The following is a 22,626-nucleotide window of genomic DNA, read 5'->3' on the forward strand; positions in this document are numbered from 1 at the left end:
GCGGGCTTCGACGCGAGATTCACGGACTAGCAAGAGCAAGGGGAAACAGCGATGAACGCCCGAAACGACGCTGTGGCGCCGGAAGGCGAAGAGACGCCATCGCGCGCCGTGGCGCGGGCCCGCTATGTCCGCGCCACGCCGATGAAGGTGCGCCGCGTGGTCGATCTCGTCAGGGGCCGTCACGCGCAGGAGGCCCTGGCCGTGCTCCGGTTCGCGCCGCAGTCTGCCAGCGAGCCGGTGGAGAAGGTGCTTGCGAGCGCCATCGCCAACGCCGAGAACAACCTCGACCTTGATCCGGAGACGCTCTGGATCAGCAGCATCTACGTGGACGAGGGGCCGACGCTCAAGCGCATCCGGCCGCGGGCTCAGGGCCGCGCGTACCGGGTCCGCAAGCGGACCAGCCACATCACCGTCGAGGTCGAGTCCCGGCCGGAGGCCACGGGCCGGGCTCGCAAGTCCAGCGTGAAGGGAAGTGCCCGGTAGTGGGTCAGAAAATCAACCCGCACGGCTTCCGGCTGGGGATCACCACCGACTGGAAGTCCCGCTGGTACGCCGACAAGCAGTACGCCGAGTATGTGTCGGAGGACGTCAAGATCCGCCGAATGCTCTCCAAGGGCATGGAGCGGGCAGGCATCTCCAAGGTGGAGATCGAGCGCACCCGGGATCGGGTCCGCGTCGACATCCACACCGCACGGCCCGGCATCGTCATCGGCCGCCGAGGCGCGGAGGCGGACCGCATTCGCGGTGAGCTGGAGAAGCTGACCAAGAAGCAGATCCAGCTCAACATCCTCGAGGTCAAGGGTTCCGAGTCCGACTCGCAGCTGGTGGCGCAGAACGTCGCCGAGCAGCTCTCCAACCGGGTCTCCTTCCGGCGTGCGATGCGCAAGGCGATGCAGTCGTCCATGCGCTCGCCGCAGGTCAAGGGCATTCGGGTGCAGGTGAGCGGCCGCCTCGGCGGTGCGGAGATGTCGCGCTCGGAGTTCTACCGCGAGGGTCGCGTCCCGCTGCACACGCTGCGTGCGGACATCGACTACGGCTTCTTCGAGGCCAAGACGACCTTCGGCCGTATCGGCGTGAAGGTCTGGATCTACAAGGGTGAGCTGGTCGGCGGCCTGAAGGCCCGTGAGGCCCAGGCTGCCGAGTCTCGGGCACCTCGCCGGGATCGTTCGGACCGCCCGGACCGTCCGAACCGTCGTCGCTCCGGTGCTTCCGGGACGACCGCGGCGGGCACCGAGGCCGGACGCGCCGCGGCCGAGACGGCGGACAAGACGGCGGTCGCGAGCTCGCCGTCCGCCGGTGAGAAGACGGAGGGCTGAGAAGTGCTCATCCCGCGTAAGGTCAAGTTCCGTAAGCAGCACCGCCCCGACCGGAGCGGCGCCGCCAAGGGCGGGACGCGGGTCACCTTCGGTGAGTTCGGTATCCAGGCGCTGGAGCCCGCTTACGTCACCAACAGGCAGATCGAATCCGCTCGTATCGCCATCAACCGGCACATCCGTCGTGGTGGCAAGGTCTGGATCAACATCTTCCCGGACCGTCCGCTGACCAAGAAGCCTGCCGAGACCCGCATGGGTTCCGGTAAGGGTTCGCCGGAGCAGTGGATCGCCAATGTGAAGCCCGGTCGGGTGCTGTTCGAGATGACCTACCCGAACGAGACGGTCGCCCGCGAGGCGTTGCTGCGCGCGATTCACAAGCTTCCGATGAAGTGCCGCATCGTCACACGTGAGGGTGGTGAGTTCTGATGGCAGCGGTCAGCACCGCAGCCGAGCTGCGTGAGCTCACCGAGAGCGAGCTCGTTCAGCGTCTTCGGGAGGCCAAGGAGGAGCTGTTCAACCTCCGCTTCCAGATGGCGACCGGACAGCTGGAGAACAACCGTCGGCTGCGCGTCGTGCGGCATGACATCGCCAGGATCTACACCGTGATGCGTGAGCGCGAGCTGGGCTTGTCCGTCTCGCCGGACCAGGCGGACGCGACCACGAGTGAAGGTGCGGCATGAGCGAGAACGAGCAGAACACCGAGACGCGGAACAACCGCAAGGTCCGCGAGGGCTACGTGGTCTCGGACAAGATGGACAAGACGGTCGTCGTGCAGCTTGAGGACCGTAAGAAGCACTCGCTGTACGGCAAGGTTCTGCGGAGCACCACCAAGGTCAAGGTGCATGACGAGCAGAACTCCGCAGGCGTGGGCGACCGAGTGCTGCTCATGGAGACTCGACCGCTGTCGGCGACCAAGCGCTGGCGTCTTGTCGAGATCCTTGAGAAGGCCAGGTAGGAATCACGGCGCTTCGGCAGGGGTGGTTCCCTGCCGAAGCCGCGCCGGTCAGTAAGGTGCGGCGGCGGCGCCGGGTTCGGATCTCGATGAGGTCCGGGCCGACCAGAGGCACCACTAGAGACGACCGCGCCCGTCGGGTCGGAAATCCGGCGGGCAACACGCAGGTCAGGAGTTGACGTGATTCAGCAGGAGTCGCGGCTCCGCGTCGCTGACAACACCGGAGCCAAGGAGATCTTGTGCATCCGTGTGCTGGGCGGCTCGGGGCGGCGGTACGCGGGCATCGGCGACATCATCGTCGCGACCGTGAAGGAAGCGATCCCGGGCGCCAATGTCAAGCGTGGTGACGTGATCAAGGCCGTCATCGTGCGCACCGTGAAGGAGCGCCGTCGTCCGGACGGCTCGTACATCCGGTTCGACGAGAACGCCGCCGTGATCATCAAGGCGGACAACGAGCCGCGCGGGACGCGCATCTTCGGCCCGGTGGGCCGCGAGCTGCGTGACAAGAGGTTCATGAAGATCATCTCGTTGGCGCCGGAGGTGCTCTGATGAAGGTGCACAAGGGCGACACCGTCGTGGTCATCGCAGGCAAGGACAAGGGCGCCAAGGGCAAGGTCATCCAGGCCTACCCGCAGACGTCGAAGGTCCTGGTCGAGGGCGTGAACCGGATCAAGAAGCACACCAAGATCAGCCGCACTCAGCGTGGCGCGCAGTCTGGTGGCATCGTGACCCAGGAGGCGCCGATCCACGTCAGCAACGTTCAGGTGGTGGACTCGGACGGTACCCCGACCAGGGTCGGCTACCGGACGGATGAGGACGGGCGCAGGATTCGCATCTCGCGCCGCAACGGTAAGGACATCTGATCATGACGACTGCTGAGAAGATCGTCCCCCGGCTCAAGCTCCGCTACCGCGAGGAGATCGTCGGCGCTCTGCGTGAGCAGTACGACTACTCGAACGTGATGCAGGTGCCGGGCGTCGTGAAGGTCGTCGTCAACATGGGCGTCGGCGACGCGGCCCGCGACGGCAAGCTGATCGAGCCCGCGGTGCGCGATCTGGCCACCATCACGGGTCAGCGGCCCGAGGTGCGGCGCGCGCGCAAGTCGATCGCGCAGTTCAAGCTGCGCGAGGGCATGCCGATCGGCGCCAGGGCGACGCTGCGCGGCGACCGGATGTGGGAGTTCCTGGACCGGCTGCTGACCATCGCGCTGCCGCGTATCCGTGACTTCCGCGGTCTGTCGGACCGTCAGTTCGACGGCAACGGCAACTACACCTTCGGGCTGAGCGAGCAGTCGATGTTCCACGAGATCGACCCTGACTCGATCGATCGCCCCAGGGGCATGGACATCACGATCGTCACCACCGCGATCAACGACGAGGAGGGGCGGGCGCTGCTGCGGCACCTCGGTTTTCCCTTCAAGTCCGCTGACAGCGGACGATGAGGACAAGGACGAGGAGAGCCGATGGCTAAGAAGTCACTGGTCGCCAAGGCGGCGCGGAAGCCGAAGTTCGCGGTGCGGGCGTACACCCGTTGCCAGCGCTGCGGTCGCCCGCACGCCGTGTTCCGCAAGTTCGGTCTCTGCCGGGTGTGCCTTCGCGAGATGGCGCACGCGGGCGAGCTGCCGGGCGTTCGCAAGTCCAGCTGGTGATCCGTCCGCGCCTCGCGGCGCGGGTGACGAACCGGCACACTGACCATCCAGTTCGCTCCAGGCCCAGTCGACAGGCTGGGAACCAGGGCGAGAAAGGTTGACCAGGTCACCATGACCATGACCGACCCGATCGCAGACTTCCTGACTCGTCTGCGTAACGCCAACTCGGCATACCACGACGAGGTCGTGTTGCCGCACTCCAAGCTCAAGGCGAACATCGCGGAGATCCTCAAGCGTGAGGGTTACATCGCGGGGCATCGCGTCGAGCAGGGTGAGAAGTGCCAGAACCTGGTCGTCGAGTTGAAGTACGGCCCGAACCGCGAGCGCAGCATCGCGGGTCTGCGGCGTGTGTCCAAGCCCGGTCTTCGGGTCTACGCCAAGTCGACGAACCTGCCCAAGGTGCTGGGCGGTCTCGGAGTGGCGATCATCTCCTCCTCCGGTGGTCTCGTGACCGACCGGCAGGCAGGCAAGCAGGGTGTGGGCGGGGAAGTCCTCGCCTACGTCTGGTGAGAAAGGGGGTATCGGAATGTCGCGCATCGGAAAACTGCCGGTAACCGTGCCCTCCGGCGTCGAGGTCACCCTCGACGGCCGCATGGTGACGGTCAAGGGTCCCAAGGGCACCCTGTCGCACACCCTTGCCGAGCCGATCACCGCGGAGCGGTCGGAGGACGGCGCGGTTGTGGTGAAGCGTCCGGACGACGAGCGGAAGAGCCGTGCGCTGCACGGACTGAGCCGCACGCTGGTGGCCAACCTGATCACCGGGGTCAGCCAGGGCTACGAGAAGAAGCTCGAGATCCACGGCGTGGGTTACCGCGTCGCGCTCAAGGGCGGCGAGCTCGAGTTCGCGCTCGGTTACAGCCATCCGGTGAAGATCACGCCCCCGGAGGGCATCAGCTTCGCGGTGGAGAGCCCCACTCGGTTCTCCGTCCAGGGCATCGACAAGCAGCGGGTTGGCGAGGTTGCGGCCAACATTCGCAAGCTGCGCAAGCCTGACCCGTATAAGGGCAAGGGTGTGCGGTACGCGGGTGAGGTCATCCGCCGCAAGGTCGGAAAGACGGGTAAGTGAGCATGAGCGAGAGCACTGCAACCACCGCTGCCAAGCGCAAGCCTGTTGGCAAGGACGTCTCCACGGTGCGTCGGGTGGCCAGGGCGCGCAGGCACTTCCGTATCCGGAAGAAGGTCGCGGGCACTGCCGAGCGTCCTCGTCTGGTCGTCACTCGGTCCTCGCGGCACATCGTCGCCCAGGTGATCGACGACCTCGCGGGCGTCACGCTGGCCTCCGCGTCGAGCCTGGAGGCCGACGTCCGAGGGCTGGACGGCGACAAGAAGGCCCGGGCGGCCAAGGTCGGCGCGCTGGTCGCCGACCGGGCCAAGGGCGCGGGCATCCAAGGGGTCGTCTTCGACCGCGGCGGCTACGAGTACCACGGTCGGGTGGCCGCACTCGCTGACGCGGCGCGCGAGGCGGGGCTGGAGTTCTGAGAGAGATGCAGAAGATCAAGCAGAGCGAGAGGGTCGTCTGATGCCAGGACGCACACGTCGTGAGGGCGGTGGCGAGCGCGGAGAGCGCCGCGACCGTCGGGACGGTGGCCGCGGCGGGGCGGCTCAGGAGAAGACCCCGCATCTCGAGCGCGTCGTCGCGATCAACCGGGTTGCGAAGGTCGTCAAGGGTGGTCGTCGGTTCAGCTTCACCGCGCTGGTGATCGTCGGCGACGGCGACGGCATGGTCGGTGTCGGCTACGGCAAGGCCAAGGAGGTGCCTGCCGCGATCGCCAAGGGTGTGGAAGAGGCGAAGAAGAACTTCTTCCGCGTCCCCCGGATCGCGGGCACCATCACGCACCCCGTCCAGGGCGAGAAGGCCGCAGGCGTGGTGCTGCTGCGCCCGGCGAGCCCCGGTACCGGTGTCATCGCGGGCGGCCCGGTGCGTGCCGTGCTGGAGTGCGCGGGCGTCCACGACGTCCTGAGCAAGTCGCTGGGCAGTGACAACGCGATCAACGTCGTGCACGCCACGGTGGCCGCGCTCAAGGGCCTGCAGCGTCCGGAGGAGGTGGCTGCTCGCCGCGGCCTGCCGCTCGAGGACGTCGCCCCGGCAGGAATGCTGCGGGCTCGCGCCGGACAGGGGGTGTGAGGCGATGTCGCAGCTCAAGGTGACGCAGCTTCGCAGCACCATCGGCACCAAGCAGAACCAGCGGGACTCGCTGCGCACCCTCGGGCTGCGCAAGATCCGGCAGGAAGTGGTGCGCGATGACACTCCTCAGGTCCGCGGTCTGATCCACACCGTGCGCCACCTGGTGAAGGTCGAAGAGGTGAACTGAAGCAATGGCCATCAAGATTCACCACCTGCGGCCTGCTCCTGGTTCCAAGACCGCGAAGACTCGCGTCGGTCGTGGTGAGGGTTCCAAGGGCAAGACCGCTGGTCGTGGTACCAAGGGCACGAAGGCCCGGCGCAACGTGAAGGCCGGGTTCGAGGGCGGTCAGCTTCCGCTCCAGATGCGGCTGCCGAAGCTCAAGGGCTTCAAGAACCGCTTCCGAGTGGAGTACCAGGTCGTGAACATCGGCGACCTGGCGCGGCTGTTCCCCGAGGGCGGCACCGTCGGCATCGCCGAGCTGGTGGCCGCGGGGGCCGTCCGGAAGAACGAGCTGGTCAAGGTGCTGGGCAACGGCGACCTCGGCGACGTCAAGCTGAGCGTCACCGCGAACGCCTTCTCCGGCAGCGCGATCGAGAAGATCACGGCGGCCGGCGGGACCACCACCACCGCCTGAGTTCTCACCGAGTACGACGAAACGGCCCGCAGGTTCTCCTGCGGGCCGTCTCGTCGTCGGTGGGGGCGGGTCAGAACACGCGAGTGCCGTCGGTGATGTCACCGCGTCCTCGGTCATCGATGCGTATCTCCACCCGAGATTCACGCTCGATGCGTGCTGCCGGGGTTCTGCACTTCTCCAGCCATGCAGCCTCCGCTTTCGGGGCTGGGCCACACCGATTCCTGCGGGGCGGCGCGATTGAAGACGGCCTGGGATTCGTCATCCCATTCGGTGACCTCGCGTGCCAGCTCGGCGCTCAGTGCGAGGAGCCGCGCAGGCTCGCGGATCTCGTGGTCGTAATCGTGTCCGACCAAGAATCAGAACGGCGCTTCCTCCCGGCCCCCGCTCATGATGACGGCGTAGCCCGTCAGCGGTCTTCCTGTCTTCTCTGTAGGTGCACACCCCGTCGGCGATGGTGCCGTTACCGAGATATTCGACCCTGGGTCCGCCCGGGGATTCGCGTTTGATTCGGGCGGCGAGTGCCCTGCCCTTGTCCAGCCAGGCTTGTTCGGCCTCCGGGTCATTCGGAGTCCTACGGGACGTCGATGTCGAGGACGCCGGCATTCGCCGTCCCAGTCGGTCGGTTCCGTGGCGAGGTCATCGCTCGGGGACGGCAGCTCGGCGGCTTCCTCGACGGAGTGTCGGAGCATCGGAGGACGAACGGCTGGTTCGGAACCAGATGCGGTTCTCGCTCCAGCCTGCGTGAAGGGTGACGTCATAGCCCGCTGTGTCACCCGTCATCGGTGGATGGTCCTTTCCGTGACGGATCGAAGAGTGAGAAGTGCGACCGTCCCTCCGATCGCCTTCGGCGGACGGCCACGACGGGGCGGCGGCCGGCGCCGTCGGCGTCAGAACACGCAGGAACCGCTCGGGAGAGTACCGTCACCTCGAATAGACGATACGGTTCGTGACGGACGATTCCTGTTCGATGCGAACATGGCAGGCTATGACGCCGTCCTCCTCATTGATCTGGAGGACACGCCATTCTGGTTCTGGGTCGGCAGATCACTCCAGTACGACCAGGAGATCGCCGAATCAGACGAACTTCTCGGCCTCAGCCCTGAACTCGTCCACGCCCTCGCCGAATGGGCCGACGCCGATGTCTACCTCGTATACCGGCCGGTCCCTCCCGCTATAGCCGACGACACGTCCTCGCTCCACCGCGGCGATGATCAGCGCCGGTGGCCCTTCTCGTGGTGTCCCGAGGACCCCGGACCGCTCGGGCCTGCCGTCGCTCATGACGTGTCCGAGCCCGGAGTTCCCGGCCCCGGTCTCGGGCCGGACGAGGCGGCCGGGACGGACACGGGGCATGGGGACGATCTCGCCCGTGCTGATCTCCGTGCCGTTGCGACACACCTCGGCGATCCAGTCGGCGTACCTCACCGCAGGGTCGGCCGACTGATCGGGAGACCGCGGCGGTCGCTGTGGTCCGGCCGACGGTCCGGCCCGGGAGGACAAGGCGATCGGCGGTTCGCCCGTCTTTCCGTCTGTCGCGCCACCCGCCTGCGCGACGCCGCGCCCCGCGATGGGACGGTGGTAGGCGTCGACGGCGTCTTCGGCCTGGCGGAGCATCGCGTCGGCCGCGTGAACGTCGTCGCCTGCGGCCCGGCCCGAGCGTGGTGAGCGATCTGGTCTGGTCGGGGGTGTGCCGACCCCGCCGTCGCCTTGCCGACGATGGCGGAGCCGCCGATGATCGCGTCGGCGGCGCGGGCCGCTTCGCGGCGGCACGGTGACGAGCGCGTGAGCCGGGCGCAGCGTCGCCACGATGTCGGGGACAGACGATGCCGGCCGCACTACGGTGGTGATCGCGCGGTCGTGGTGTCCGAGGAAGAGCCGCCGTGATCGCGTGGGTCCCCCCGTGCGCGTACGTGGAGGGACCGCTTGGGCTCGATGTCGGCCGGTCCTGCCGAGGGCCGCCGACGGGGTCGGACGCCGTAGACGCCGTTCTCGGCCGAGGAGACGACCACGGCCCACGGCCGGGGGCAGCGGCGCCTTGTCGGACCGACGGTGTCGCGGACGTCGGCCGCGTCGTCGATGCGCGTGCTCGATGCCGCCGCAGGCTCCTGAGATCGACGCTCCGGCCCCGACTCGAAAGGAAGCCGCCGTACTGATCACCCGATCGGATGAGATTCGGCGTGATCGGCGTCGCAGGATCTCCTCGGGTGGACGGAGCGGCGCGGGTGGCGAGGCCACGTGGACTCGGCTCGCGCGGTGGTGTCGACGCCGTGGCGGCCGCACGGGGCACGCCCGAGACTCGGCCGCTCGTCGTCGAGGTCGTGCCTGCGCGACCCCGTGGACACGCTCTGCGCCGTTCAGGTCGTCGCGCGCTGCCGCGTTCGGCGGTTGACACGCGTGGAGGGGCGTCTCACGCGACTGATCACCCGCAATACGTCCGCGCACCTTGTGGGCCATGACCACCCTGCTGTTAGAGTCGGCACACGCTTCGTGCCTGGAGGCACGCAGTGCTCCTGGCGTGCGCGCCAGGACCGTGTACTGCCGGCACCGTGCCGGCCTATGCCGATCGTCGGAATGAGAACCCGACGACGCCGAGGAGGTCACGCGTGCTCAGCGCCTTCCGCTCGGCTCTCACTACGCCGGACTTGCGCCGCAAGATTCTGTTCACTCTCGGAATCGTGGTGATCTACCGGTTGGGGGCGAACGTTCCGTCGCCTGGGGTCTCCTCCACGAACATCCAGGAGTGCCTCAGGCTGGCTGAACAGGGCGAGAACCAGAACCTGTACTCCTTGCTCAACCTGTTCAGCGGCGGCGCGCTCCTCCAGCTGTCGGTCTTCGCGCTCGGCATCATGCCGTTCATCACCGCGAGCATCATCGTGCAGCTGCTCGGCGTCGTGATCCCGCGCTTCGAACAGCTCCGCAAGGAAGGCCAGTCGGGTCAGGCCAAGCTTCAGCAGTACACCCGCTACCTGACCATCGCCTTCGCGGTCCTGCAGGCCACCACCGTCGTCGCGCTCGCCCGCTCCGGAGCCCTGTTCCAGGGTTGTAACGAGCGGGTCATCCCCGACGACTCGATCTTCAGCCTCGTCGTCGTGGTCATCGTCATGACCGCGGGCGCCACGCTGCTGATGTGGATGGGCGAGCTGGTCACCGAGCGCGGCGTCGGCAACGGCATGTCGCTGCTGATCTTCGCGTCGATCGCGGCCCGGATCCCGGCAGAGGGCGGCAACATCCTCCAGACCGCGGGCGGCGTCGTCTTCGCCGTGGTCTGCGTGTTCGCCCTCGCGATCATCGTCGCGGTCTGTTTCGTCGAGCAGGCGCAGCGCCGCATCCCGGTGCAGTACGCCAAGCGCATGGTCGGCCGCCGGATGTACGGCGGGACCTCGACCTACCTGCCGTTGAAGGTGAACCAGGCGGGCGTCATCCCGGTCATCTTCGGTTCCTCGCTGCTCTACCTGCCGCAGTTGCTGTCGCAGCTCTCCGGCGAGGACAACTGGTGGCGACGGTTCGTCGACGAGTACCTGGTCCCGCAGTCCAGCTGGGTGCACATCAGCCTGTTCTTCCTGTTGATCATCTTCTTCACGTACTTCTACGTGTCGATCACGTTCAACCCGGACGAGCGCGCCGACGACATGAAGAAGTTCGGCGGGTTCGTGCCGGGCATCCGTCCCGGCAGGCCGACGGCCGAGTACCTGAGCTTCGTCTTGTCCAGGATCACGTTGCCCGGCTCGCTGTACCTGGGCATCGTGGCAGTGCTGCCGAACTTCTTCCTGAGCATCACCGGCGACGGGAACAATCAGAACTTCCCGTTCGGCGGTACGGCGGTACTGATCATGGTCGGCGTGGGCCTCGACACTGTGAAGCAGATCGAGAGCCAGCTCATGCAGCGCAATTACGAAGGGTTCCTCAAGTAGTGCGACTGGTTCTTGTTGGCCCGCCTGGCGCGGGCAAGGGCACGCAGGCGGCTGTGCTGAGTGCGGCGCTGGGGATTCCCCACGTGTCCACCGGCGAGCTGTTCCGTGCCAACATCGACGAGCGGACGCCGCTGGGGACCGAGGCCAAGCGTTATCTGGACGAGGGTTCGCTGGTCCCGGACGAGGTCACCAACGAGATGGTGCGTCAGCGGCTCCGCGAGTCCGACGCGGCGGGGGGGTTCCTGCTCGACGGGTTCCCCCGCACCATCGGCCAGGCCGACGTGCTCGCAGGCATCCTCAAGGACGAGGACGGTCACGAGCTGGATGCCGTGCTCGAGTTCCAGATCCCCGAGGAGGAGGTCGTCTCCCGGATGCTCGCCCGGGGGCGAGCCGATGACACGGAGGCGGTCATCCGCAAGCGGCTGGACGTCTACCACGACAGCACCGAGCCGCTGCTGGACTACTACCGGGACAAGCTGGTGGTCATCGACGCGCTCGGTACGGTGGAGGAGATCTCCGACCGCGCCCTGAGCGCGTTGCGGGCCAGGCAGAGCGGCTGACGTCGATGCTCAGACGGGGTAACGGGATCGAGCTCAAGACCAGGGGCGAGATCGAGGCCATGCGGGCCGCCGGTCTCGTGGTCGCGGGTGCGCTGCGGGCGGTCCGGGAACAGGTTCGCCCGGGCGTGAGCACCGGCGAGCTGGACGAGGTGGCCGAGCAGTTCATCCGGGACGCGGGCGCCGTGCCGTCGTTCAAGGGCTACCACGGCTTCCCCGGTTCCATCTGCACCTCGGTCAACGAACAGATCGTGCACGGCATCCCGTCGCGGGAGCTGGTCCTGGCCGACGGCGACCTGATCTCGGTGGACTGCGGCGCGATCCTCGAGGGCTGGCACGGCGACTCCGCGATGACCCTGCCGGTCGGCACCGAGTCCGCCGCCGACGCGCTGCTGTCCGAGGCGACCCGGCTGTCGATGCTCGCGGGCATCGACGCGGTGCGGGCGGGCAACCGGCTCGGCGACGTCTCCTGGGCCATCGAGGTCGCGACCGTCCAGGCCTGCGAGCGGGACGACCGCGAGTACGGGATCGTCGAGGGATACGGCGGGCACGGGATCGGCTCCGAGATGCACATGGAGCCGTTCGTCCCCAACCACGGCAAGCCGCGGCGCGGACCTCGGCTCAAGGTCGGCATGGCGCTGGCCATCGAGCCGATGCTGACGTTGGGCACCGCCGAGACCAGGGAACTCGACGACGAGTGGACCGTGGTCACCGCCGACGGCTCCCGCGCGGCGCACTGGGAGCACACCGTCGCCGTCACCGAGGACGGTCCCTGGGTTCTCACCGCGCCCGAGGACTGACCCCCTTCTTCGCCGCTGTGCGGCCTGCGGCGGGTCCGCGGGCCGGGTGGCCTTCTCACGGCCGCTCACGAGCGTCGAGGACGCCGGGGTAAGCGAGGCGACCGACGTGGCGGGAAACCCGCGCCGATGGTCGGGGCGCCGTCGCCTCGGTCGAGGTAGATCTTCCGCGGGCCGTCTCCGCGCCGCTCGCGGCGGCGACGACATTGTCGAGGCCTGCGTCCGATGGATACCGTGGGCGGATCATTTGTTCGGCCTTTACCCGGGTTCCGGCCCGGCGGCCGTCGAGGACGAGGGAAAATGGTCTCGTGACCGAGCCAGCCAGCCGCGATGAGATGCGTGCGTCCGACCGTGACCGGAAGCTGACCCAGGAGCATCTGCACTGGGCCCATGCCGAGGGCCTGATCGACCTCGGCGAGTTCGACTCCCGCGTGCGGGCCGCCTGGGATGCCAAGACCGGCGGCGAGCTGGCGAAGGTCACCCGTGACCTGCCGCCCGCCCGCGTGCAGGGCAGGGAGCAGGCCAGGCCGCGTAGGCGGGTGTTCAGCGACGACGCGGGGGGCGTCGCGTTACGAGTGCTGACGATCATCTGGTTGAGCGCCACCGTGGTCAACCTGATGGTGTGGGGCCTGATCGACCTCGGCTCCTTCGAGCTCTATCCGTGGTGGCTCTGGGTGGCGCTGCCGCCCGGCGGCGTGCTCGGCGTGCTCTACGCGACCGGGATCGGCAGGCCGCGCTCCGAGTGACGCCCCTGGTGCCAGTGTGACGTCATTCGGTATGCTTTGTGATGTCACAGGGGTGACGTGATGGCGTCAACGGGTCGAACGGGGTGGTCAGGGTGGGCGCGTCTGGCAGAATCGGGGTTGTGGGCGAATCGCACTCCCAGGGTGGGCTGCGTGCGTCGGACGCCGACCGGCAGCAGGTGGTGGAGCGCCTGAGCGCCGCTCATGCCGAGGGCAGGCTGACGTTGCTGGAGTTCGAGGACCGCAGTCGTCAGGTGTGGCAGGCCCGTACTTACGACGATCTCGCAGGCGTCACCGCGGACCTGCCCGTGCCGTCTCAATCCGTGACTCCGATGGCGCCCGTGACGTCATCTCCGCCTGCGGTGACGTCGTCGGCGTCGGTCGCCTCACCGGAGTCGGTCTCCTGTGAGGTCGACGCCTCGTTCGCGGCCGCCCGCCGCAGGGAGACGGCGGCCTGGGCGGCGGTCTCGGGCGTCGGGCTGGCTGTCTGGATGGTCATCGGTGTGACCGTCGACTGGTTCTTCCCCTGGTGGCTCTGGATCGCGGGCCCCTGGGGTATCGGAGTCGCGCTCAAGTGGATCAACGGTCCGGCGTTCGCCTCTGGCTCCTCTCGCAGGTCAGGGCAGGCGAGGTAGGGCGCGAGGCACGGCGTCGGGCGGCTGGGCCGGCTGCCGGATTGATCAAGAAACGCCTGCCCGATTCCGGGCGCCTGCCCACGTGTGTTAGGGGCCGTTGTGGAGCCGCTTCACGCGGCGACTACACTGCTTCAACGGCGCATTCGTCGCGCTGGTCCATCGTGTCTCTAGAATGTCGCGTGGTGGCGGTCGCCCCCTGTGACATGTCGTGGTGCGTCCCGGTCGACTCCGGGCACCCGGCATGAGACGACTCGGGGTCCTCACGACGGGTGCCCGCCCTCGGTGAGGTCTCACGCCCGCTCCTTCGGCTGGGACTCCGAGGGGACAGACAACTGACACCGTCACGAAACGCGGAGGACATGGGCAAGAAAGACGGGGCCATCGAGGTCGAAGGTCGCGTGGTCGAGCCGCTCCCCAACGCGATGTTCCGTGTGGAGCTGGAGAACGGACACAAGGTTCTGGCTCACATCAGCGGCAAGATGCGGCAGCACTACATCCGCATCCTGCCCGAGGACAGGGTGGTTGTGGAGCTGTCGCCCTACGACCTGTCCCGTGGGCGCATCGTCTACCGCTACAAGTGACCTCTGTGCCACTCACAGGTGCCCGGATGACCATCCGGGCTAAGCGGCATCGCCCTCGACGATCCATCCGCCGAGGGCGCATCGAGCGCAGCAGGAGAGCACGACCGTGAAGGTCCAGCCGAGCGTCAAGAAGATCTGTGACAAGTGCCAGGTGATCCGGCGGCATGGCCGGGTCTTGGTGATCTGCGACAACAAGCGTCACAAGCAGCGCCAGGGCTGAGTCAGCCCCGACCAGCACCATCACAGGTCGTCTGCAGACGACCGACAGTGAAGAGGCCTCCCCACACCTGTCGTCGGATCTCACCGATCCGATCGACTCGCCCCCGGACTCCAGGCCGGGGCCCGCTCCTTTCACCAGGAGCGGGACGGTAGGGGAGCAGACCTGGAGTGACATGAAGGAGAACGCGCCGTATGGCACGGGTTTCTGGCGTCGACCTCCCCCGCGACAAGCGGATGGAGGTCGCGTTGACCTACATCTTCGGCATTGGCCGGACCCGTTCCCGGGAGCTCCTGGCCGCGACGGGGATCAGCCCCGATCTGCGGGCCAGGGACTTGACCGACGAGGACGTCGTCAAGCTCCGGGATCACATCGAGAACAACTACAAGGTGGAGGGTGACCTCCGCCGCGAGGTGGCTGCCGACATCAGGCGCAAGGTCGAGATCGGCTGCTACGAGGGGCTGCGGCACCGCCGCAGGCTGCCCGTTCGTGGCCAGCGGACCAAGACCAATGCCCGCACGATGAAGGGGCCGAAGAAGACCGTGGCGGGCAAGAAGAAGGCCACCCGGAAGTAGCAGCACCTCGCGCGCAGCTAGGAGAGCACACCAGACATGCCACCCAAGTCTCGTTCCGGTGCCGGGGTCAAGAAGGTCCGGCGCAAGGAGAAGAAGAACATCGCGCATGGGCATGCGCACATCAAGAGCACGTTCAACAACACGATCGTGTCGATCACGGACCCGACCGGCGCAGTGATCAGCTGGGCGTCCGCGGGCCACGTCGGCTTCAAGGGCTCCAGGAAGTCGACGCCGTTCGCCGCCCAGATGGCCGCCGAGAACGCGGCCCGCAAGGCCGCCGAGCACGGCATGCGCAAGGTCGACGTGTTCGTCAAGGGCCCCGGCTCCGGCCGTGAGACCGCGATCCGGTCGTTGCAGGCCGCCGGTCTCGAGGTCGGCACCATCCAGGACGTGACCCCCCAGCCGCACAACGGCTGCAGGCCGCCCAAGCGGCGTCGGGTCTAAGAGCGCGGGAAAGGAGACAAGACACTCATGGCTCGTTACACCGGACCCGCGACTCGCAAGTCTCGTCGACTGAAGGTCGACCTGATCGGCGGCGACCAGGCCTTCGAGCGTCGTCCGTACCCGCCGGGACAGCACGGCCGGGCGCGGATCAAGGAGAGCGAGTACCTGCTTCAGCTTCAGGAGAAGCAGAAGGCTCGGTTCACCTACGGCGTCCTGGAGCGGCAGTTCCGCAAGTACTACGAGGAGGCCTCGCGGCGTCCTGGTAAGACCGGCGAGAACCTGCTCCAGCTGCTCGAGGCCCGCCTCGACAACGTCATCTACCGCTCGGGCCTCGCCCGGACTCGGCGGCAGGCGCGGCAGCTCGTGAGCCACGGCCACTTCGTGGTGAACGGCAAGAAGGTCGACATCCCCAGCTTCCAGGTGTCGAAGTTCGACATCATCGACGTGAAGCAGAAGTCGCTCGGCACCACGCCGTTCATCATCGCCAAGGAGACCCTGGGCGAGCGGATCACGCCCGCGTGGCTGCAGGTCGTCCCGAGCACCCTCCGGGTGCTCGTGCACCAGCTGCCCGAGCGGGCGCAGATCGACACGCCGGTTCAGGAACAGCTGATCGTCGAGTTCTACTCGAAGTGATCGTTCGGCACGTCTGGCGGCGGCGCGATCGGTGCGCCGCCGCACCCCCGGTTCCATCGACGTCAAATAGCGGGCGTCGTGAGGAGAGGAAACAAACACAGTGCTGATCTCTCAGCGGCCCACCCTCGCCGAAGAGTCGGTCAACGAGACTCGCTCCCGGTTCGTCATCGAGCCTCTCGAGCCGGGCTTCGGCTACACGCTGGGCAACTCCCTGCGGCGGACTCTGCTGTCCTCGATCCCGGGTGCCGCGGTCACGAGCATCCGCATCGACGGGGTGCTGCACGAGTTCACCACCATCCCGGGTGTGAAGGAGGACGTCACCGACGTCATCCTGAACCTCAAGGAGCTGGTCGTCAGCTCCGAGGAGGACGAGCCCGTCACCATGTACCTGCGCAAGCAGGGCCCTGGTGCGGTCACCGCCGGTGACATCGTCCCGCCTGCCGGTGTCACCGTGCACAACCCGGATCTCCACATCGCCACGCTGAACGCGAAGGGCAAGCTGGAGATCGAGCTGGTCGTCGAGCGTGGCCGGGGCTACGTGCCTGCCGTGCAGAACAAGCAGGCCGGCGCCGAGATCGGCCGGATTCCGGTCGACTCGATCTACTCGCCGGTGCTGAAGGTGACCTACAAGGTCGAGGCGACGCGTGTCGAGCAGCGGACGGACTTCGACCGACTGATCCTGGACGTGGAGAGCAAGCCCTCCATCACGCCGAGGGACGCCGTGGCTTCGGCGGGCAAGACGCTGGTGGAGCTCTTCGGGCTGGCCCGCGAGCTGAACTCCGATGCCGAGGGCATCGAGATCGGCCCGTCGCCCGCCGAGGCGGACACCATCGCCGCGTTCGCGATGCCGATCGAGGACCTCGACCTGACGGTGCGCTCGTACAACTGTCTCAAGCGCGAGGGCATCCACACGGTCGGCGAGCTGGTCGGTCGCAGCGAGGCGGACCTGCTGGACATCCGCAACTTCGGTGCGAAGTCCATCGACGAGGTCAAGATGAAGCTGGCGGGGCTCGGGCTCGCGCTCAAGGACAGCCCCCCCGGATTCGACCCGTCCGCCGCCGCCGCCGACTACCCCGCCGAGGGATGGTCGAGCAACGGAGACGGCACCGACGGCAACGGGGATGACGGCCAGGATTACGCCGAGACCGAGCAGCTGTAGATCCGCTGACTGTCCCGCAGAGGACAGCCGCGGACAGTCGAGGATCTTGATAGAGGAGCAAGGATGCCCACCCCCACGAAGGGCCGCCGTCTCGGCGGTTCGCCCGCCCACGAGCGGCTGATGCTGGCCAACCTGGCCACCTCGCTGTTCACCCACGGGCGGATCACCACCACTCAGGCCAAGGCGAAACGACTTCGTCCCTTCGCTGAGCGGCTGATCAGCAAGGCACGCCGCGGCGACCTGCACAACCGCCGCGAGATCATGAAGGTGATCCGCGACAAGGACATCGTGCACAAGCTCGTCGCCGAGATCGGTCCGTTCTTCGTGGACCGCGACGGCGGCTACACGCGGATCATCAAGGCCATGCCGCGCAAGGGCGACAACGCCCAGATGGCGGTCATCGAGCTGGTGAACGAGAAGACCGTGACCAGCGAGGCCGAGGCCGCGCGGGGCACGACCTTCGCGTCCGACGCCAAGACCGCCGAGACCCCGGCGGCGCCGGACTCGGACAAGGCTGAGGCGACCGAGGCTCCGGCCGTCGCCGAGGACAAGGGCGCGGAGGACGCGCCCGCCGAGGACAAGAAGGACTGAGCCATCACGACTGCTCAGCGTGACGACGAGCCCGCCGTGCCCACCGGGGACGACGGGCTCGTTCGTGTCCGGCTCGACCTCGCCTACGACGGCACGGAGTTCTCCGGCTGGGCGCGTCAGCCCACTCGGCGGACCGTGTGCGGGGTGCTGGAAGACGCATTGTCGCTGCTCACACGGCTCGACGTCCGGGTGACGGTCGCCGGTCGCACCGACGCCGGAGTTCATGCCGCCGGACAGGTCACGCATCTGGACCTGCCCGCGTCGCATCGGCTGGCCGATCAGCCGGGTGAGCTGGTGCGGCGGCTCAACCGGATGCTGCCCGGCGATGTGCGGGTGTTCGCCGCCAGGGTGGTGCCCGCCGAGTTCGACGCCCGCTTCGCCGCGCTGCGCAGGCATTACGTCTATCGGCTGTCGGACGCCCCGTGGGGCGTCGATCCGATGGAACGGCATGACACTCTCGCCTGGCACGGCGGGCTGGACGTCGACGTCCTGAACGCCGCGTCCGCCCGGCTGCTCGGCGAGCACGACTTCGCCGCCTTCTGTCGCCGCCGCGAGGGGGCGACGACGGTGCGTGCCTTACAACGGCTGCACTGGACGCGGGTGACGGAGCATCGCGTGCATGCGGAGGTCTCGGCTGACGCCTTCTGCCATTCGATGGTGCGCAGCCTGGTCGGCGCGCTGCTCGCCGTGGGCGACGGGCGCAGGCCGGTGGAGTGGCCCGGCAGCCTGTTGACGCTGCGGCGGCGCGCGGACGAGGTGAGCGTGGCTCCGGCCCACGGGCTCACCCTCGCCGGGGTCGACTACCCGGCCGACGACGATCTCGCCGCCCGTACGGTGCTCACCCGCCGTCTTCGGGTCTGAGGATCGGGTACGTCCGTCTCGTCGAGTCGGGGCTGAGGCGAGGCGGCCTGGTGACTCGCTGTGGCAGACCTGCGGCCCGGCCGATGCCTCGCGTCATCCTCGGCGGGGACGGCGTGGCTCGGCGGGTGCGGTTCGGTCGGTGCCGCGCCGCGGGTGCGGCCCGGTGGGTCGCCACGGCTCGATCGTGCGGATGCGACCACACCGCCCGGCACCGGTCGACGGCTGAGCGCGGCCGTCACGAGGACGTGGCCGCCCCGCCGAACCCCTCGAAGAGCCTCCCGTGCCGCGGACATCCCGGCGTCCGATGTCGGTGGACGCCGGGACGTGTCGCGGCGGGATCAGCGAGAACGCCGGGCGTCGATCCAGTCGACGACGACGGTCTCCAGGACGTTCATCGGCAGCGGGCCGCTGCCCAGCACCACGTCATGGAACTCGCGAATGTCGAAGTCGGTGCCCAGCTCCTCCTCGGCGCGGGCGCGGAGCCGGTTGATCTCCAACCTGCCCACCATGTAGGACAGGGCCTGGCCCGGCGCGGCGATGTAGCGGTCGACCTCGCTCTCCACCTCCAGCTGTGCCATGGCGGAGTTGTCCATGATGTAGTCGATCGCCTGCTGCCTGCTCCAGCCCAGGGCGTGGATGCCGGTGTCGACCACCAGCCGAGCGGCCCGCATCGAGTCGAGCGCCAGCATGCCGAACTTCGCGAGATCGTCGGAGTAGAGCCCCATCTCGTCGGCGAGCCGCTCGGTGTAGAGCCCCCAGCCCTCCAGGTAGGCGTTGAGCGGGGCGAGCCTGCGGGCCAGCGGCAGATCGGCCAGCTCCTGCGAGATGGTGATCTGGAAGTGATGGCCGGGCACCGCCTCGTGGAACGCCGTCGCCTCGGCCGTGTAGCGGTACCGCTCCTCGGCCTGGTAGGTGTTGGCGAAGTAGGTGCCTGCCCGGCTGCCGTCGAGCGCGGGGGACATGTAGTAGGCCAGCGCCGCGCCGGGCGCCTCCGCCTCCGGCACCGGCTCGACCAGGCAGTTCTGGCTGGGCAGCCTGCCGAACCACTGCGGCGCGACCTTCTCGGCCCGGCTGATCGCCTCGCGGGCGGCGGTGATCAGCTCGTCGCCGTCCTTCCAGCGCAGGGCCGGGTCGGTGCGCAGCCGGTGGAAGATCTCGGCGAGGTCGTCGGTGCCGAACACCTTCGCGCCCAGCGCCCGGTACTCCTCGGCCAGCGCGGCGATGAGGTCCTTGCCGGTCTGGTGCAGCTCGGCCGGGGTGCGTTCGGTGGTGGTGTGCGACCTGGCGAGCACCCGGTAGGCCTGCTCGCCCTCGGGCAGCCAGCACAGGCCGACGCGGTCGACCGGCCTGCCGTGTGCGAGGACCTCCTCGGCGAGGACCCGGCGGTACTCCGCGACCGCGGGCCGGACCCTGTCCCGCAGGATCTCCTGCCTGCGGGTCTCGAAGTCGACGTCGGCCTCCGGGGGCGACTGCTGAGCCAAGGGGTCGGCGTCCGGGTCGGCGAGGTAGCGGTCGAGCATGGCGATCGTCTTGGCCACCAGGTGCTGCACCGGCACCCGGCCGCAGGCGATCCCCGCGCGATGCCGTTCCGCCAACGTCGTGAGGAAGGCGGGCACCGCCTCGAGCCTTGCCAGATAGTCCCGGGCCTGGTCACCGCCCGGCAGGGTGATCATCGGCAGCAGGCTCAGCAGCTCGCCCACCGGCGAGAAGAAGGAGTCCGTGATGGTGAACTCCGCCCGGCGCAGATCGCCCGTCTCGATGACGGACTCCGCCTGCTGCTGTACGACCGCCACGGTGACGCGGTCTTCGGCGTCGAGCGACGTCAGGTCGATCTCTCCGGCACGGCGGGCCACGTCGGAGAGCCGCGCCCGCAGGGACTCCCACGCGCTGTCGCCGAGGTCGGCCAGCCTGGTGTTGTCGTATCCGGGAATGCCGAACAGCGTCGGGCTGAGCGGTTCGACGTCGAACAGGACGTCGGTGAGTTCATCGGCGAGTGTGCGTGCCTCGGTCATCTTCTCCCCAGCCTTCCGTCGAGCGTTACGGCAAGGTTAACCAGGACCGTCGACGGCGACGGACGGCGAGGGCGGTCTCCCGGCCGAGGCGTCACGGGGTCGGCGCCGGGGCGAGACGACCTCGGCTCGTGCCGCTCGCGATGAGATCGGCGCGGCCGGGACATCGCGAGCCGATCAGGCGTCCAGGTAGGCGATCACCGCGCGGACCCGGCGATTGTCGTCCTCGGAGGGCGGCAGACCGAGCTTGCTGAAGATGTTGTTCGTGTGCTTGCCGACCGCGTTCTCGCTGATGAACAGCCTGCTTGCGATCGCGACGTTCGAGCGTCCCTCGGCCATCAGACCGAGCACCTCGCGTTCGCGGGGCGTCAGACGCCCCAGCGGTTCCGGCTTCGTCGCCAGGAGCTGCGAGATGACCTCGGGATCCATCGCCGTGCCGCCGCCTGCCACCCGTCGGATGGCCTCGACGAACTGACCGACCTGGGAGACCCGGTCCTTGAGCAGATAACCCACGCCGCCGTTGCGGTCCGACATGAGCTCGCGGGCGTAGAGCTGTTCGACGTACTGCGACAGCACCAGCACCGGCAGGCCCGGCAGCTGGCGGCGGGCCTCGATGGCCGCCCGCAGGCCCTCGTCGGTGAAGGTCGGCGGCATGCGCACATCGACCACGGCGACGTCGGGCCGATGGGTGACCAGGGCACGCAGCAGCGACGGGCCGTTGTCGACGGCTTCGACGACCTCGAAGTCGTAGGCCGTGAGCAGCCGGATCAGCCCTTCCCTGAGCAGGACCAGGTCTTCGCCGAGGACGACACGCACACTGACTCCAGGATGCCGGGGGAACTCGTATCGGTGCGGCACACGGTGGCGCCGAGAGTGCTCAGCATGTCAGGGTCGCGGTCACTCCGGCACGCACGGCAGCTCGATGGAGATGATCGTCGGCCCGCCTGCGGGGCTGCTGATGTGCATCGTCCCGTCGAAGGCGCTGAGCCTGCGTTCGATTCCGTGCAGGCCGCCCGCGGTGTCCTGCACGACCCCGCCGCGGCCGTCGTCGCCGACGAGCACGCTCAGCGAGCCCCGGACGTGTCTGGCGCGTACCCAGGCCTCGGTCGCCCCGCTGTGCTTCGCGGCGTTGGTGAGCACCTCGGCGACGGCGAAGTAGGCGGCCGACTCGACCGGGGCGGGCAGCCGTTCGGGTAGCGAGACGTCGACCTGCACCTGAAGCGGGCTTCCGATGGCGAGCGCCTGGATGCCGCCGGTCAGACCGCGATCGGAGAGCACCGGCGGGTGGATGCCGCGCACCAGGTCGCGCAGCTCGGACAGCGCGAGACTGGTCGACTGCCGGGCCTCGGTGAGCAGCTCTTGGGCGACGGCCGGGTTGTTGGACAGCATCTCCTCGGCCATGCCCAGGCTCATGCCCAGCGCGACCAGTCGGGCCTGGGCTCCGTCGTGCAGATCACGCTCGATGCGCCGCAGCTCCGCCGCCTGAGTGCCCACGGTCTCGGCGCGAGAACTGGCCAGCGCGTCGACGCGTTGGGACAGACGGGCCCGCTCGCTGATGCCGAGCATGACCGCCGCCAGCCGGGCGTAGCCCACCATCATCTTGGGGGACAGCCACCACCAGAGACCGAAGCTGATCAGCGCGGGCACCCAGTAGAGCATGGTGTTCTCGGTACGGCTGATCGTGACGGGACCGATGTACATGTCGAAGACGCCGTCGGGAACGAACTGGACCAGGCCAGGCTTGATGAAGTAGAAGATCGCGCCCGCGAAGAGGGCGAGCGACACGATGGAGATCGCGAACCCGAGGACGACGTTGACCCACAGCCAGGCGTAGTCGCGATAGGTGGCGGGATCGGCGCCGATGGCCCGGAGCCTGCTGACCAGGTTGCCCTTCGGCGTCGGCCGATACGGACGGATGACCGTCCGGTCCAGGATGTGCCCGGCCCACAGCCGGTAGACGTCGTTGTAGCCGCGGATGGAGTAGGCGAAGCCCACGACCAGGGGCAGACCGACGGTGAGGACCAGCAGCAGGCTGCTGACCGTCATCAAGATGATGAGCGCGATGCCCAGCAGCGAATAGACGGTGAAGATGAACGACCAGCCCAACAGCGGAAGCCGCCCGACTCTCCGTGTGGCAGCGGTGGTCATCATGGGTCCTCTCGGTCGGCACGGACAGGCGTCGGACCCGTCCGCGTGCGCATCATTCTCGTACAGCGGGGCAGCCGAATCAGGGTGCCTAGCCA

General features: G+C 68.2%; 33 protein-coding genes. 28 read left to right on the forward strand and 5 right to left on the reverse strand.

Annotated features, from left to right (window positions below):
* The first annotated feature begins 51 nt into the window (after positions 1 to 51).
* From rplV to rplO, 15 genes are all read left to right on the forward strand, one after another.
* Positions 52 to 483, forward strand: a complete 432-nt coding sequence (gene rplV / locus AHOG_RS02860; protein ID WP_093939971.1) for a 50S ribosomal protein L22 — start codon at positions 52 to 54, stop codon at positions 481 to 483.
* Positions 483 to 1,316 (forward strand): 30S ribosomal protein S3, encoded by an 834-nt coding sequence (rpsC, locus tag AHOG_RS02865; protein ID WP_093939972.1) that lies wholly within the window; start codon positions 483 to 485, stop codon positions 1,314 to 1,316. Before rplV ends, rpsC begins: the two co-directional genes overlap by 1 nt.
* Positions 1,317 to 1,319: 3 nt before the next feature.
* Positions 1,320 to 1,739: a 50S ribosomal protein L16 gene (rplP, locus tag AHOG_RS02870; RefSeq protein ID WP_093939973.1), complete on the forward strand. Its 420-nt coding sequence runs from the start codon at positions 1,320 to 1,322 to the stop codon at positions 1,737 to 1,739.
* On the forward strand, positions 1,739 to 1,993 hold the full coding sequence (gene rpmC / locus AHOG_RS02875; RefSeq protein WP_069846398.1) for a 50S ribosomal protein L29: 255 nt from the start codon (positions 1,739 to 1,741) through the stop codon (positions 1,991 to 1,993). The genes rplP and rpmC overlap by 1 nt, the downstream gene beginning before the upstream one ends.
* Complete coding sequence (rpsQ, locus tag AHOG_RS02880) at positions 1,990 to 2,268, forward strand: 30S ribosomal protein S17 (protein WP_093939974.1); 279 nt, start codon at positions 1,990 to 1,992, stop codon at positions 2,266 to 2,268. Before rpmC ends, rpsQ begins: the two co-directional genes overlap by 4 nt.
* A 177-nt stretch (positions 2,269 to 2,445) precedes the next feature.
* A complete protein-coding gene (gene rplN, locus AHOG_RS02885) occupies positions 2,446 to 2,814 on the forward strand; it encodes a 50S ribosomal protein L14 (RefSeq protein WP_075738696.1) in 369 nt (122 codons plus the stop codon).
* A complete protein-coding gene (gene rplX, locus AHOG_RS02890) occupies positions 2,814 to 3,128 on the forward strand; it encodes a 50S ribosomal protein L24 (protein WP_093939975.1) in 315 nt (104 codons plus the stop codon). Before rplN ends, rplX begins: the two co-directional genes overlap by 1 nt.
* 2 nt (positions 3,129 to 3,130) lie before the next feature.
* Entirely contained in the window at positions 3,131 to 3,706 is a 576-nt protein-coding gene (gene rplE / locus AHOG_RS02895) for a 50S ribosomal protein L5 (protein WP_093939976.1), read from the forward strand.
* A gap of 21 nt (positions 3,707 to 3,727) precedes the next feature.
* On the forward strand, positions 3,728 to 3,913 hold the full coding sequence (locus tag AHOG_RS02900) for a type Z 30S ribosomal protein S14 (RefSeq protein ID WP_075738702.1): 186 nt from the start codon (positions 3,728 to 3,730) through the stop codon (positions 3,911 to 3,913).
* Between the two features lie 111 nt (positions 3,914 to 4,024).
* Positions 4,025 to 4,423 carry a 30S ribosomal protein S8 gene (rpsH, locus tag AHOG_RS02905; RefSeq protein WP_093939977.1) on the forward strand — a complete coding sequence of 133 codons (399 nt, stop codon included), beginning with the start codon at positions 4,025 to 4,027 and terminating at the stop codon, positions 4,421 to 4,423.
* A gap of 16 nt (positions 4,424 to 4,439) precedes the next feature.
* Positions 4,440 to 4,979, forward strand: a complete 540-nt coding sequence (rplF, locus tag AHOG_RS02910) for a 50S ribosomal protein L6 (RefSeq protein ID WP_093939978.1) — start codon at positions 4,440 to 4,442, stop codon at positions 4,977 to 4,979.
* 2 nt (positions 4,980 to 4,981) lie between these two features.
* Positions 4,982 to 5,392: a 50S ribosomal protein L18 gene (gene rplR, locus AHOG_RS02915; protein ID WP_169725800.1), complete on the forward strand. Its 411-nt coding sequence runs from the start codon at positions 4,982 to 4,984 to the stop codon at positions 5,390 to 5,392.
* 40 nt (positions 5,393 to 5,432) lie between these two features.
* Positions 5,433 to 6,038 (forward strand): 30S ribosomal protein S5, encoded by a 606-nt coding sequence (rpsE, locus tag AHOG_RS02920; RefSeq protein ID WP_093939980.1) that lies wholly within the window; start codon positions 5,433 to 5,435, stop codon positions 6,036 to 6,038.
* Positions 6,039 to 6,042: 4 nt separating this feature from the next.
* On the forward strand, positions 6,043 to 6,225 hold the full coding sequence (gene rpmD / locus AHOG_RS02925) for a 50S ribosomal protein L30 (protein WP_075738710.1): 183 nt from the start codon (positions 6,043 to 6,045) through the stop codon (positions 6,223 to 6,225).
* Positions 6,226 to 6,229: 4 nt separating this feature from the next.
* The gene (rplO, locus tag AHOG_RS02930) at positions 6,230 to 6,673 is read left to right on the forward strand and encodes a 50S ribosomal protein L15 (protein WP_093939981.1); all 444 of its coding nucleotides are present in this window, start codon (positions 6,230 to 6,232) and stop codon (positions 6,671 to 6,673) included.
* A 140-nt stretch (positions 6,674 to 6,813) separates the two neighbouring features.
* On the opposite strand, the gene AHOG_RS02935 is transcribed toward rplO, so the two are convergent.
* Positions 6,814 to 7,026: a hypothetical protein gene (locus AHOG_RS02935; protein ID WP_093939982.1), complete on the reverse strand. Its 213-nt coding sequence runs from the start codon at positions 7,024 to 7,026 to the stop codon at positions 6,814 to 6,816.
* Positions 7,027 to 7,747: 721 nt separating this feature from the next.
* A complete protein-coding gene (locus AHOG_RS28220) occupies positions 7,748 to 7,951 on the reverse strand; it encodes a hypothetical protein (protein WP_157736602.1) in 204 nt (67 codons plus the stop codon).
* 1,322 nt (positions 7,952 to 9,273) lie between these two features.
* Here AHOG_RS28220 and secY point away from each other — a divergent pair.
* From secY to truA, 13 genes are all read left to right on the forward strand, one after another.
* On the forward strand, positions 9,274 to 10,581 hold the full coding sequence (gene secY / locus AHOG_RS02945) for a preprotein translocase subunit SecY (protein ID WP_093939984.1): 1,308 nt from the start codon (positions 9,274 to 9,276) through the stop codon (positions 10,579 to 10,581).
* Positions 10,581 to 11,141 (forward strand): adenylate kinase, encoded by a 561-nt coding sequence (locus AHOG_RS02950; protein ID WP_093939985.1) that lies wholly within the window; start codon positions 10,581 to 10,583, stop codon positions 11,139 to 11,141. The genes secY and AHOG_RS02950 overlap by 1 nt, the downstream gene beginning before the upstream one ends.
* 5 nt (positions 11,142 to 11,146) lie before the next feature.
* Positions 11,147 to 11,938, forward strand: coding sequence for a type I methionyl aminopeptidase (map, locus tag AHOG_RS02955; RefSeq protein WP_093939986.1), 792 nt, complete (start codon positions 11,147 to 11,149; stop codon positions 11,936 to 11,938).
* A gap of 305 nt (positions 11,939 to 12,243) precedes the next feature.
* Positions 12,244 to 12,681 carry a DUF1707 SHOCT-like domain-containing protein gene (locus AHOG_RS02960; protein WP_093939987.1) on the forward strand — a complete coding sequence of 146 codons (438 nt, stop codon included), beginning with the start codon at positions 12,244 to 12,246 and terminating at the stop codon, positions 12,679 to 12,681.
* A gap of 119 nt (positions 12,682 to 12,800) precedes the next feature.
* Positions 12,801 to 13,313, forward strand: a complete 513-nt coding sequence (locus AHOG_RS02965; RefSeq protein ID WP_157736603.1) for a DUF1707 domain-containing protein — start codon at positions 12,801 to 12,803, stop codon at positions 13,311 to 13,313.
* A 359-nt stretch (positions 13,314 to 13,672) separates the two neighbouring features.
* Positions 13,673 to 13,894: a translation initiation factor IF-1 gene (gene infA / locus AHOG_RS02970; RefSeq protein WP_005166804.1), complete on the forward strand. Its 222-nt coding sequence runs from the start codon at positions 13,673 to 13,675 to the stop codon at positions 13,892 to 13,894.
* Between the two features lie 106 nt (positions 13,895 to 14,000).
* Positions 14,001 to 14,114, forward strand: a complete 114-nt coding sequence (gene rpmJ, locus AHOG_RS02975) for a 50S ribosomal protein L36 (protein ID WP_069846422.1) — start codon at positions 14,001 to 14,003, stop codon at positions 14,112 to 14,114.
* 191 nt (positions 14,115 to 14,305) lie between these two features.
* Positions 14,306 to 14,686: a 30S ribosomal protein S13 gene (rpsM, locus tag AHOG_RS02980; protein WP_075738739.1), complete on the forward strand. Its 381-nt coding sequence runs from the start codon at positions 14,306 to 14,308 to the stop codon at positions 14,684 to 14,686.
* Between the two features lie 36 nt (positions 14,687 to 14,722).
* Positions 14,723 to 15,130, forward strand: coding sequence for a 30S ribosomal protein S11 (gene rpsK, locus AHOG_RS02985; RefSeq protein ID WP_075738741.1), 408 nt, complete (start codon positions 14,723 to 14,725; stop codon positions 15,128 to 15,130).
* Positions 15,131 to 15,157: 27 nt separating this feature from the next.
* Positions 15,158 to 15,763: a 30S ribosomal protein S4 gene (rpsD, locus tag AHOG_RS02990; protein WP_093939989.1), complete on the forward strand. Its 606-nt coding sequence runs from the start codon at positions 15,158 to 15,160 to the stop codon at positions 15,761 to 15,763.
* A 100-nt stretch (positions 15,764 to 15,863) separates the two neighbouring features.
* Positions 15,864 to 16,922, forward strand: coding sequence for a DNA-directed RNA polymerase subunit alpha (locus AHOG_RS02995; protein ID WP_075738745.1), 1,059 nt, complete (start codon positions 15,864 to 15,866; stop codon positions 16,920 to 16,922).
* Positions 16,923 to 16,985: 63 nt separating this feature from the next.
* Positions 16,986 to 17,513: a 50S ribosomal protein L17 gene (rplQ, locus tag AHOG_RS03000; RefSeq protein ID WP_093939990.1), complete on the forward strand. Its 528-nt coding sequence runs from the start codon at positions 16,986 to 16,988 to the stop codon at positions 17,511 to 17,513.
* Positions 17,514 to 17,549: 36 nt separating this feature from the next.
* The gene (truA, locus tag AHOG_RS03005; protein WP_245856528.1) at positions 17,550 to 18,374 is read left to right on the forward strand and encodes a tRNA pseudouridine(38-40) synthase TruA; all 825 of its coding nucleotides are present in this window, start codon (positions 17,550 to 17,552) and stop codon (positions 18,372 to 18,374) included.
* A gap of 338 nt (positions 18,375 to 18,712) precedes the next feature.
* On the opposite strand, the gene AHOG_RS03010 is transcribed toward truA, so the two are convergent.
* The 3 genes from AHOG_RS03010 to AHOG_RS03020 all read right to left on the reverse strand — a co-directional run bounded on the left by AHOG_RS03010 (position 18,713) and on the right by AHOG_RS03020 (position 22,534).
* Positions 18,713 to 20,386: a DUF885 domain-containing protein gene (locus AHOG_RS03010; RefSeq protein ID WP_093939992.1), complete on the reverse strand. Its 1,674-nt coding sequence runs from the start codon at positions 20,384 to 20,386 to the stop codon at positions 18,713 to 18,715.
* A gap of 174 nt (positions 20,387 to 20,560) precedes the next feature.
* Positions 20,561 to 21,199 carry a LuxR C-terminal-related transcriptional regulator gene (locus AHOG_RS03015; RefSeq protein WP_093939993.1) on the reverse strand — a complete coding sequence of 213 codons (639 nt, stop codon included), beginning with the start codon at positions 21,197 to 21,199 and terminating at the stop codon, positions 20,561 to 20,563.
* A gap of 81 nt (positions 21,200 to 21,280) precedes the next feature.
* Positions 21,281 to 22,534, reverse strand: a complete 1,254-nt coding sequence (locus AHOG_RS03020; protein WP_211290514.1) for a sensor histidine kinase — start codon at positions 22,532 to 22,534, stop codon at positions 21,281 to 21,283.
* Between the last annotated feature and the right edge of the window lie 92 nt (positions 22,535 to 22,626).

The sequence above is a fragment of the Actinoalloteichus hoggarensis genome, assembly GCF_002234535.1.
GTDB lineage: Bacteria > Actinomycetota > Actinomycetes > Mycobacteriales > Pseudonocardiaceae > Actinoalloteichus_A > Actinoalloteichus_A hoggarensis.